At 28.1% G+C, this 391-nt stretch carries 1 protein-coding gene; it reads left to right on the top strand.

The genetic code is table 11. The features are described 5' to 3' along the window. Positions 1 to 25: 25 nt before the first annotated feature. Positions 26 to 391 (top strand): hypothetical protein (locus KHA85_RS17180; RefSeq protein ID WP_213186715.1); only part of this gene is annotated, 366 nt, incomplete at its 3' end.

Raw genomic sequence — 391 nt, 5'->3', positions numbered from 1 at the left:
ACTTAAATCAGATAAATATGGGTTGATGTCGAATAATAGTTATGATAATTTTTCGTATCAAATTGTACAATGTGGGGAAAAAAATCACGCATTAAGCCAATATTCAAAAGAAATCCATGGAATTCTTAAAGATAAAGAAATTAGTTTTTGTAAAGAAATTAGCAAAGTTATTGAAGAAATGTCTTTACTGGAAATTACAGAATACACAACAGAAAACACTTTAGGTATTACAGAAAGAAAAAATGTACCAACAGCTTATTATAATGGTAGTATGGCATATCAAGCTGGAATGCCAATCAGTTATCAAGTAAAAGATGTACCTAAAGGTAAAATAAATATTCTTGATATCCAAATGAAAACAGATATCATGGGAATAGAGGAACAATTAGAA

Origin of the sequence: Dietzia massiliensis (assembly GCF_018390595.1) — a bacterium.
Taxonomy (GTDB): domain Bacteria; phylum Actinomycetota; class Actinomycetes; order Mycobacteriales; family Mycobacteriaceae; genus Dietzia; species Dietzia massiliensis.
This window is presented reverse-complemented; position numbering and strand designations above follow the sequence as displayed.